This window comes from Roseomonas sp. TS2 (assembly GCF_058833935.1).
Window position 1 is genome coordinate 1 of record NZ_JCACVY010000155.1, and the last position, 10,757, is coordinate 10,757.

General features: G+C 72.0%; 6 protein-coding genes. 2 read left to right on the forward strand and 4 right to left on the reverse strand.

From position 1 onward, the window contains the following. Both ACZJYS_RS18985 and ACZJYS_RS18990 read left to right on the forward strand, forming a co-directional pair. On the forward strand, window positions 1-3,056 hold a 3,056-nt coding region (locus ACZJYS_RS18985; RefSeq protein ID WP_493179936.1), incomplete at its 5' end, for an efflux RND transporter permease subunit. A gap of 85 nt (window positions 3,057-3,141) precedes the next feature. Beyond that, complete coding sequence (locus tag ACZJYS_RS18990; protein ID WP_493179937.1) at window positions 3,142-3,615, forward strand: hypothetical protein; 474 nt, start codon at window positions 3,142-3,144, stop codon at window positions 3,613-3,615. Here ACZJYS_RS18990 and ACZJYS_RS18995 read toward each other — a convergent pair. The 4 genes from ACZJYS_RS18995 to ACZJYS_RS19010 all read right to left on the reverse strand — a co-directional run bounded on the left by ACZJYS_RS18995 (window position 3,596) and on the right by ACZJYS_RS19010 (window position 10,014). Further along, window positions 3,596-5,017, reverse strand: coding sequence for an MFS transporter (locus ACZJYS_RS18995; RefSeq protein WP_493179938.1), 1,422 nt, complete (start codon window positions 5,015-5,017; stop codon window positions 3,596-3,598). The two genes, ACZJYS_RS18990 and ACZJYS_RS18995, sit on opposite strands and share 20 nt — an antisense overlap. 73 nt (window positions 5,018-5,090) lie before the next feature. Continuing rightward, window positions 5,091-7,286: an HWE histidine kinase domain-containing protein gene (locus tag ACZJYS_RS19000; RefSeq protein WP_493179939.1), complete on the reverse strand. Its 2,196-nt coding sequence runs from the start codon at window positions 7,284-7,286 to the stop codon at window positions 5,091-5,093. 66 nt (window positions 7,287-7,352) lie between these two features. Beyond that, complete coding sequence (locus tag ACZJYS_RS19005) at window positions 7,353-8,900, reverse strand: MBOAT family O-acyltransferase (protein WP_493179940.1); 1,548 nt, start codon at window positions 8,898-8,900, stop codon at window positions 7,353-7,355. A 7-nt stretch (window positions 8,901-8,907) separates the two neighbouring features. Beyond that, entirely contained in the window at window positions 8,908-10,014 is a 1,107-nt protein-coding gene (locus tag ACZJYS_RS19010; RefSeq protein WP_493179941.1) for a hypothetical protein, read from the reverse strand. Window positions 10,015-10,757 lie beyond the last annotated feature (743 nt).

The window sequence follows — 10,757 nt, forward strand, 5'->3', positions numbered from 1 at the left end:
GCCCGGTGATGACCGGGCTGCTGGCCGTGGCGGCGATCATCGCCGGCATCGTGGCCTATCTTCAGCTGCCCGTGGCGGCCGTGCCACGGGTCGATTTCCCCGTCATCTCGGTCAGCGCCAGCCTGCCCGGCGCCAGCCCGGAGACGATGGCCAACTCGGTGGCGCTGCCGCTGGAGCGCGAATTCTCCACCATCGCCGGCATCGACCAGATGTCCTCCACCAGCGGCCAGGGCACCACCCAGATCACGCTGCAATTCGTGCTCGGCCGCGACATCGACGCCGCCGCGCTCGACGTGCAATCCGCCCTCTCCCGCGCCCAGCGGCGCCTGCCGGCGGAGATGACGACGCCGCCCAGCTTCCGCAAATCCAACCCGGCCGACGCGCCGGTGGTGCTGCTGAACCTGCGCGGCGGCGACGTGCCGCTCTACCGGCTGAACGAGGTGGCGGCGGTGCTGATCTCCCCCGCCCTCTCCCGCATCCCGGGCGTCGCGCAGGTCATCACCTATGGCGAGCAGAAATACGCCGTGCGGGTGCAGCTCGACCCGGACCGGGTGGCGGCGCTCGGCCTCGGCTTCGACGAGGCGCAGCGCGCCATCGCGGCGGCCAACTCCAACACCCCCGTCGGCACGCTGAACGGCCCGCGCCAGCAGCTCACGCTCCGCGCCAACGACCAGTTGCAGGACGCGCAGGAATTCGGCCGCCTCATCATCGGCGGCCGGCCCAACGCGCCGATCCGCGTGCAGGATGTCGCCACGGTGGTCGATGGAGTGGAGAACAACCGCATCGCCGCCTGGATGAACGGCACGCGCGGCCTGACGCTCGCCGTGCAGCGCCAGCCGGACGCCAACACGGTGGAGGTGGTCGATGGCGTGAAGGCGGCGCTGCCCGCCCTCCAGGCCGCCCTGCCGCCGGGCGCCGAGATCACCGTGATGCTGGACCGCTCCGTCTCGATCCGCGACGCGGTGCACGACGTGCAGCACCACCTGATGATCGCCATCGGGCTGGTGGTGCTGGTCATCTTCCTGTTCCTGCGCAAGGTCAGCGCCACGCTGATCCCGGGCATCGCGGTGCCGATCTCGCTCGCCGGCACCTTCGGGCTGATGTACGCGCTGGGCTACGGCATCGACAACATCACCCTGCTCGGCCTGACGCTGGCCGTCGGGCTGGTGGTGGACGACGCCATCGTCATGCTGGAGGCCATCGTCCGGCACATGGAGGAGGGGATGAAGCCCTTTGCCGCCGCCATCCGCGGCGCGAAGGAGATCGGCTTCACCATCATCTCCATCACCCTCTCGCTGATCGCGGTGTTCATCCCGATCCTGCTGATGGGCGGCGTGGTGGGGCGGGTGTTCAACGCCTTCGCCGCCACGGTCTCGCTCGCCGTCATCGTCTCCTGCGTGGTCTCCCTCACGCTCACGCCGCTGATGGCCAGCCGCCTGCCCGCCCATGGCAAGCCCAGCCGCTTCGACGCCGCGCTGGAGCGCGGCTTCCAGGCGGTGGAGCGCGGCTATGGCTGGATGCTGGACAAGTCGCTGCGCTTCCGCCCGCTGGTGTGGCTGACCTTCCTGGCCTCGATCGGCCTGTCCGTCTGGCTGGCGGTGAGCATCCCCAAGGGCTTCTTCCCTGTGGAGGATACCGGCCTGCTCAGCGTCGGCACCGAGGGGCCGCAGGATGCCTCCTTCGACGACATGGCGACCCGGCAGGAGCGCGTGGCCGAGATCATCCGCGCCCATCCCTCGGTGGAGCGGGTGAACTCGATCGTCGGCATCGGCGGCAACAGCCAGGCGCTGAACCAGGGGCGCATGTTCGTGCAGCTCAAGCCGCGCGCCGAGCGGGCGCCGATCGGCGCGCTGATCCAGGAGCTGCGCCGGCAGACGGGCGGCATCCCCGGCATGCGGGTCTACTTCAACCCGATCCAGAACCTGAACTTCGGCGCCCGCTCCTCCCGCACCCTCTACCAGTACACGCTGCAGGGGCTGCGCTCGGAGGAGCTGTACGACTGGTCCGAGCGCATGGCCACGGCGCTGCGCCGCCTGCCCGAGCTGCAGGACGTGAACACCGACCTGCAGATGGCCGCCCCCATCCTCTCGGTGAATGTGGACCGGGACCGCGCCGCGGCGCTCGGCGTCACGGTGGACCAGGTGCGGCAGGCGCTCTACTCGGCCTATGGCGCGCGGCAGATCAGCACCATCTTCGGCGCCTCCGACAGCTACTCGGTCATCCTGGAGGCGCTGCCGCGCGACCAGCAGGACGAGAGCGGCCTCTCCAAGATCTACCTCCGCAGCAGCAGCGGGCGGCTGGTGCCGCTGGCCGGCATCGCCCGCATCGAGCGGCGCGTGGGTCCGCTCACCGTGGCGCACCAGGGGCAGCTGCCCGCCGTCACCATCGGCTTCAACACGCCGCCGGGGGTGGCGCTGGGCCAGGCCACCCAGGCCATCGCCCAGGTGGAGCGGGAGCTGGGCCTGCCGCCCACCATCGTCACCGGCTATGCCGGCACGGCGCAGATCTTCCAGCAGGCGCTGGCGGGCCAGGGCATGCTGCTGCTGGCCGCCGTGCTCATCATGTACCTGGTGCTGGGCGTGCTCTACGAGTCGCTGGTGCACCCGCTCACCATCCTCTCCGGCCTGCCGCCGGCGGCGCTGGGGGCGCTGGCCACGCTGTGGTGGTTCGGGCTCGAGCTGTCCGTCATCGCGGTGATCGGCGTGCTGCTGCTGATCGGGCTGGTGAAGAAGAACGCCATCATGGTGGTCGATGTGGCGCTGGCCCGGCAGCGCGCCGGCGAGGACCCGCTGACCGCCGTGCGCGAGGCCAGCATCATCCGCTTCCGCCCGATCATGATGACGACGCTGGCGGCGGCGGCGGGCGCGCTGCCGATCGCCGCCGGCTGGGGCGCGGCGGCCGAGCTGCGCCAGCCGCTGGGCCTCGCCGTGGTGGGCGGCCTCGCCGTCTCGCAGGCGCTGACCCTGTTCGTGACGCCGGTGCTCTACCTCGCCTTCGAGGGGCTGGCGCGGCGCTTCAGTCGCGGCCCGGCCGGGGCGCACCAGCCGGCGGAATAGGGCCGTCGCATCCGCGGCGCCCGGCCGCGCGTTCACCCCCCGTGGCGGCCCGCCTCCCGGGCCGCGGAGCGGAAAAGGCGGCGGGATGATCCGGTGGATGGTGGCAGGGCTGCTCGGCGGCCTGGCCGGCGGCGTGGCGACGTCCGTGGCGATGAAGGGCGGCCGCCAGGCCGGCCTGCTGCACGATACGCTGGACCGGCGCGGCGAGGACTGGCTGGACCGCATGGCCGGCACCCGCCGGCGGCTGGGCGAGGCCGGCACGACGCTGCTGGAGCAATCCGGCCACGGCATGGCCTCGCTGGCCTTCGGCGCCGGCTACGGCGCCCTGCGCGCGCAGCTTCCGCACGGCTCCCCGGCCCTGCTCGGCACCGCCTACGGGGCCGGGCTCTACGCGGTGGGCATCGCCGGCATCGCGCCGCGCCTCGGCATCACCGAGGGCGAGCGGCAGGCCGGCCCCGCCCTGGCGGCGCAGCGGCTCGGCATGCATGTGCTGTTCGGCCTGGCCACCGCGCTGGTTGCCGAAGCGGCGCATGCGCGCCTCAGCGCCTCCGGCCGCTGACGATCCCCTCCCCCGCGTCCCGGGGCAGGCTGACCGAGAGCGGCGCCGCCAGCAGGGTCAGCAGCGCGCCCACCAGGAAGGCCGCGGTGAAGTCCGGCATGGCGGCGGCGTCGCGCCCGGCGAAGGCCATGCTCACCTGCAACGAGGCGGAGGCCACCACCACGCCGAGCGCCAGCGGCAGCTGCTGCGCCGTGCTGTAGAGGCTGGTGGCGGCGGAGAGCTTCTCCTGCGGCACGTCGGCATAGGCCAGGGTGTTGAGGGTGGTGAAGTGCAGGCTGCGGAACAGCCCGCCCAGCAGCAGCACCACGAACACCGCCGCCATCGGCCAGCCGGGACGGAAGGCGGCGCAGGCGGCGATGGTCAGCGCCGCGCAGACGGCGTTCCAGATCATCACGTTGCGGAAGCCGAAGCGGCGCAGCGCGAACTGCGCCATCGGCTTCATGGCGAAGGCGCCGAGGGCGGTGGCGAAGCTCACCATGCCGCTCTGCGCCGCGCTGGCGCCGAAGCCGAGCTGCAGCGTCAGCGGCACCAGGAAGGGCACGGCGCCGGCGCCGATGCGGAACACCAGCCCCGCCGTGTGCGGCGCGCGGAAGCTCGGGATGGCGAGCAGGCTGAAATCCAGCGCCGGGTTCGGCGTGCGCCGGCAGTGCCACACCGCCAGCGCCGAGAGCCCGAAGCCGGCGGCCAGCAGCACCTCCGGCACGCCGCGCGGAAGCAGGCCGCGGCCCAGCGTCTCGAAGGCGGCCATCAGCGCGGCGAGCGCCGTGCCCACCAGGGTCAGGCCGCGCAGGTCGGGCGGCGGCGGCAGGCTCGGCGGCAGGGCCGGAATGATGCGCCAGACCAGCAGCAGCCCCAGCATGCCGACGGGGATGTTGATCCAGAACACGGCGCGCCAGGAGATCAGGTCGGTGAGCAGCCCTCCCACCGGCGGCCCCAGCAGCGGCCCCAGCAGCCCCGGCATGGTCAGCCAGGTGGTGACGGAGAGCAGCTCCTCCTTGCGGATGCGGCGCAGCAGCAGCAGCCGCCCCACCGGCACCATCATGGCGCCGCCGAGGCCCTGCAGGGCGCGCGCCGCCACCATCTCGGCCAGGTTGTCCGCCAGGCCGCAGAAGGCGGAGGCCACGGTGAAGGTGGCGATGGCCGCCATGAACACCTGCTTGGCGCCGAACCGGTCCGCCACCCAGCCGCTGAGCGGGATGAACACCGTCAGCGCCACCAGATAGGTGGTGATGGCCACCCCCATGGTGACGGGCGGCTCGCCCAGCGAGCGCGCCATGGCCGGCAGGGCGGTGGCCACCACCGTGCCGTCGAGGTTCTGCATGAACAGGGCGCTGGCCACGATGGCGGCCATCACCCGCGGGTCGGGGATTTTCGATTCGGGAAGCTTCGTTTCGTCGGGCACGCGCCCAGGCTAGGACCGTCCCGCGCGCAGGGCCATGGGGGTTGGGGGCCGCGCTGCGCAGCCCTGCCCCCGCTCAGGCGGAGGCCGCCCTCTCCTGCGAGACGATGCGGGCCAGCGGCAGCCAGGCGGAGAGCAGCAGCCCCTCCTCCCGCCATTCGAACTGGTAGCGGCCGCTGAGCTGGTTGCCCAGCGTCGCCTCGATCATCCGCAGGCCGAAGCCGGAGCGGGGCTCCTCCGGCCCGGCGGCGGGGCCGCCCTGCTCCTGCCAGCGCAGGCGCAGCATGCCCTGCGCCGCATCGGCCCGCCACTCCACCGTGATCCGCCCGCCGGGCTGCGAGAGCGCGCCGTGCTGCATGGCATTCGCCGTCAGCTCATGGATCATCAGGGAGATGGGCTGGGCGATCTCGGCCGCCAGCACCAGGCGCGGCCCGAGCAGGTCGATCCGCTCGGCCACCTTCGGGATGCCCCGGGCGGCGGCGCCGATCTCCTCCTCCAGCAGCGTGCCCAGCTCGATGCCCTTCCAGGCGGCCGCGGCCAGCCGGCTCTGGGCGCGGGCCAGCGCCGCCACCCGCCCCTCCAGCGACTGCACGAAGCCCGGCAGCGTGTCCGCCCGCGACAGGCGCAGCGTCGCCTGCACCACGGCCAGGGCGTTGCGGGCGCGGTGGTCCACCTCCTGCGCCAGGAGCCTCTGCCGCTCCGCCGCCGCGCGCATCTCGGTGACGTCCTCGAAGGTGCAGACGGCCAGGGCCGCGCCATCCCCCGCGGACCGCACCGGCGCGGCATTGACCGACAGCCAGATCGTGACGCCGTCGCCCCGCCGGTAGGAGAGGCTGGCATGCTGCACCGGCCTGCCCTTCAGCACCGCCTGGGCCAGAGGGTAGTCCTCGGCCCGCAGCGGCGTCCCGTCCGGGTACTGCCCCCCCAGGCGCACATAGTCGGCCACGCTGTCCGCCACGACGATGGGGTGGCGCAGCATCTCGGTGGCGCAGGCATTCTGGAAGATCACCCGCCCCGAGGGCCGCTCGGCCAGGGCCACGCCTATCGGCATCTGCTCCAGCACCGCGCGCATCCGGGCCTCGCTGTCGCTCAGCTCCTGCTCGCGCTGGCGCAGCGAGCGGTGCAGCGCGCCCAGCGCCCCATGCAGCGCCGCCACCTCGGACAGGCGGCCGGGCGCGGGCAGCACGGCCTCGGGCTGCTCGCGCAGCCGCAGCGCCGCCTGGGACAGCCGCTCCAGCGGCCGGGCGATGCGCCCCGCCACCACCCAGCCCACCGCCGCCGCAAGCTGCGCCGCCAGGAAGCCGATGGCGAGCAGCCGCCAGCGCAGCGCCTCGGCCGGGGCGAAGGCATCCGTGGCCTCGTGCATGACGAGCACGGACCAGCCGAGGCTGCCCACATGGCGATGCCCCTCGAGCGGGGCGAAGCCGACGAGCCGCGCACCCTCCCTCCGCTCGATGACGTGGCTGCCCGGGCCCTTCTGCAATTGCTGCCGGATCTCCTCCGGCAGCAGCGGCGCCTGCCGCCGCCCGGGGCCGCGGGGGCCGATCACCACCCTGCCCTGCGAATCCAGCACCAGCGCCCGCACGCCAGGGTGCCGCTGCAACAGCGGCTGGATCACGCTGCGCTCGATTCCCTCCACCCAGTCGACCGAGAGATGCGCCGCCAGGACGCCTTTCAGCCTTCCCGCCTCATCCAGGATCGGAGTCGCCAGGTCCAGGACACGCGGCGGCTCATCGTCGGAGCGCTGCATGTAGGGCGCCATCAGCTGCGCCTCATGCACATCGCCCAGGAAGGTGCTGTGGCGGCCCTGCTGGAAGTAGACGCGCTGCGAGACGTCGAGCCCCTCCAGCAGCCCCCGGTCCGTCGCCAGGATCTGCCCGTCGGGCCCGATCTGCAGCAGGATGGCGTAGTAGGGGTAGGTCTCCTGCAGCCGCCGCAACAGGGCACGCCGGGCCGGCAGGCCGTACCCCGGGTTCCGCAGCGTCTCGGAAACCGCCGCGATCTCGAGATCCCGCATGCGCTCGAACAGGCCACGGTCCAGCAGGTCCGCCACCCGCTCGGCGGCGGCGGCGAGTTCCGCGCCCGCATCCTGGCGGAGTTGGGCGTAGACCCCCTGCGAGGCCACCAGCGCGGTGGTGCCGGCCGCCAGCAGCCCGATCAGCCCGAAGGCCATCGCCAGCAGGCTGCGCAGGCCGATGGATCTCGGCCCTGCCGGGGCGGGGCTGGCAGGGTGCTCCTCCGCGCCGTGCCGTCCGTCTCGCCCTGCCTTCATCACGCCTTGATCCCGGTCCGGTTGCCGCCCTGGCCGGCGGACGGCCAGAACCGGGACCGCGCGCCTTCAGAACTGGAAGTAAACGAATTCCTTGACGTCCGCCATCAGTGCCAGGGCGAGGAGGAAGGCGCCGGCCGTGGCGCAGGCGGAGACCAGGCGCGGGCGGAAGTGCAGGCGCGGCCAGCGGCGCGGCTCGTCGATCTCGGCGGCGCGGCCGTCCACGATCTGCTGCGAGTTCGGCGCGAGGGCGATAATCAGCAGCGCCAGGCCCAGCATGCCGAGGCTGATGGCCCAGCTCAGCGTGGCCATGCCGCCGATCGCGCCGGCCAGCGCGCCGGGGCCGCGCAGGGCGGTGGTCAGCAGCAGCGCCGTCTCCGGCTGGGCGAAGCCGTTCAGCCCCGCCATGCCGCCCAGCACCGCCAGCGCCGAGCCGAGGCTGGGCGCGGCGAAGAACACCCAGGCCACCACCACCGCCAGCAGCGTCAGCACCCGGGCCGGGGCGGCGCCGAGTCCGAGGCTGCGCCCCTCGGCCCGGGCACGTGCCGCGGCGCCGCTCCAGGCATGGTTGACCAGCAGGTAGAAGCCGTGCAGCCCGCCCCAGATGACGAAGGTCCAGCCGGCGCCGTGCCACAGCCCGCCGAGCAGCATGGTGGCCATCAGGTTCATGTGCCGGCGGGAGGCGCCGCGGCGGTTGCCGCCGAGCGGGATGTAGACGTAGTCGCGCAGGAAGCGCGACAGGGTCATGTGCCAGCGGCGCCAGAAATCGATGATCGAGACGGCCTTGTAGGGGGAGTTGAAATTGTAGGGGAAGCGGATGCCGAACATCCGCGCCAGGCCGACCGCCATGTCCGAATAGGCGGAGAAATCATAATAGAGGCCGACCGAGAAGGCGGTGGCGGCGGTCCAGGACTCCACCAGGCCGGGCGCGGCCCCCTCCAGCGCCGCCCCGGCGAAGACCGGCGTGGCCAGCGCCCCCACCGGGTCGGCGATCAGCAGCTTCTTCATCAGGCCGATGGCGAAGAAGGCCAGCCCCGCCGCCACGTCCGGCGCGCGGAAGCGGAAATTCTCCCGCTGCTGGAATTGCGGGATCAGCTCGTGGTGGTGGACGATCGGCCCGGCGATCAGGTGGGGGAAGAAGGAGACGAACAGCACGTAGTCGAGGAAGCTGTAGCGCTCCGCCCGGCCGCGCCCGCAATCGACCAGATAGGCGATCTGCAGGAAGGTGTAGAAGGAGATGGCCAGCGGCAGCACCACGCCGCCGACAGCAAACTCGATGCCGGTGAGGGCCGTGACGTTCTCGGCCACGAAGGTGGCGTATTTGTACCAGCCAAGCAGCGCGACATTGGCCGCGACGCCGCCCGCCACCAGCGCGCGCGCGCGCCCCGGCGCCCCTTCCCGCGCCGAGAGGATGGCGTTGCCCAGGGTGAAGTTGGCCAGCATGGAGAGCAGCAGCAGGCCGAGATAGAGCCAGCTCCACCAGCCGTAGAACACCAGCGAGGCGGCAACGAGCCAGAGCCGCGCCGCCCGGGTGCTGTGCAGCCGGCCGAGCAGGAAGAAGCCCAGCATGGTGATGGGCAGGAAGGCCAGCACGAAGACATGCGAGTTGAACAGCATGGGTGCCTCAGCTCCCGGCCTGCGGCGCGGGGGCGCCCTGGTGGGGAGAAGCGGCCATGGCGCGCAGGATCAGCGCGGTGAAGGCGGTGTGGTGCGGGTAGCGCAGGTGCACTGGGTCGGCGAAGTGCTCATCCGTCCAGCGCAGCCCGCGGCCATCGACCAGCAGCGTGTCGGGCTGGCGCAGCGTCTCGCGCATGCGGCGCATCCAGGTCTCGATCAGCCGGCCATCGGGGTCGAAGCTGTCGCGCCATTCCGGCATCACCGGCAGGGTGGCCAGAACCAGCCGCGCGCCGTGCGACGCCACCACCCGCTCCAGCTCCGCCAGGCCGGCGTAGCAGGCCTCGTCGAAGGCGGGGGCGGGGCGCCAGGAATGCGGGTTGCGCAGGATGCTGGAGCCCAGCCCGTCCTCCGCCACCGCCTCGGGGCTGAGCGGCGCGCCATCGACAGCGCCGGCGGCGGCGCGGGCCAGGTAGAGCGGCCGGAAGCCGGTGACATAGGGCAGCCAGGACGGCACCAGGCCGGAAAGGTAGGCATCGCCCAGGGCGGTGTCGAAGAAGGCGGTGGCGTCGGCGGGGCAGGATTCGAAGTCGCGCGGCGCCAGCACCACCATCACCGTCCGCACCTGGGGCGCCCGGTCCAGCAGGAAGTCGGCCAGGAAGGCGGTCTGGTCGATGTGCAGATAGCAGGGCGCGGCGTTGTAGACGCGCTCATCCCCCAACTGCCTGGCGATCAGCGGCATGTCGAGGTTGCGCCAGGTGGCGGAGGAGCCGAGGGCGAGCAGGACGCGGTCCTCCAGCGCCACGTCGCGCAGCGCGGCGAGCTTCTCGTCGATGCACCAGGTGGCGGTCAGCGGCGGGTCCGGCAGCCGGCCGATCCGGGCGAGAGCCATGTGCCCGCCGGCCAGCACGCCGGCCCCGGCCAGGATCAGCGCCAGGACCGTGAGCAGGAAGCGGCGCGCGGCACGGCGCTCCGAGGGGTCCGTCCCGCCGCCGTCCCGCGGGGGTGGGGGATGTGGCGCCGAGATGCCCGCGGCGGGTGCCGGCGAGGGCGCGGCGGTACGATGCGGCGAGGAATCGGGGGCACCCGTCGGGGCACGGGGGATCTCGTTCGACAATGCGGCCATTCCTCATCGCGCGCGGCCTGCGCAGGCAGGCCCCGTGGGGGAATTCAGGTCGGAAGAATCGGGAGTGCTGTCAGGCCGGATGGCCTGGCGGATGCCCTGGTATGCGCGGCACGGCACATCGGACGCTTCCGGCCGGGCAGGAACTGCCCCGGAGACGCACGCGACGGCGGGCCTGGCACCACGGGCCAGTCCGGAAGATTATGGCGGCGTGATCGTCATGATCGCGCCGTGCGGGAAGCACGAACTCCTCATGACTTTTCCTTAACAGACACTCCACTTCCGGTTCAAACCCCGTGATGCCTCGCGGCGCCTCCACGGGTGTTCAGAAATACGAGAGCGTCTCAATATTTGGTCTTCCGTCGGATCTGCCGCATCATCGCTCAAGAAGAAAGAGGCGGAGGGCGAGGCAGAAAAACCGGCGAAAACCCTTTATCTTCATTGTCTTGGCAAACCCACAGGGAGGAATCCCGGGCGTCCTGCAAAACGCGCAAAGCCTCAACCAGAAAGGAAATTAAAATAATAACGCCCCCGTGAGGTTCTCGTTCGCCGGTCGAGCGGAGGTGCAGAGAACGTGCCTTATTCTACTTTACGTTTCCTCTTAATTGTGACCTTACACACCCCAGTATCCCCGTTCTGTTCCCTCCTATTGACTTGACCGGCTCTCGCGCTGTGCGAGGTTCCACGGCATGTCACCCCGCCTCAACACTTCCCCCGAGAGGGCGGATCTCGCTCAG

Bases quoted from the DNA above. Each gene is read 5' to 3' on its own strand.
- ACZJYS_RS18990 (WP_493179937.1), top strand. From the start codon at position 3,142: ATGATCCGGTGGATGGTGGCAGGGCTGCTCGGCGGCCTGGCCGGCGGC.
- ACZJYS_RS19000 (WP_493179939.1), bottom strand. From the start codon at position 7,286: ATGAAGGCAGGGCGAGACGGACGGCACGGCGCGGAGGAGCACCCTGCC.
- ACZJYS_RS19005 (WP_493179940.1), bottom strand. From the start codon at position 8,900: ATGCTGTTCAACTCGCATGTCTTCGTGCTGGCCTTCCTGCCCATCACC.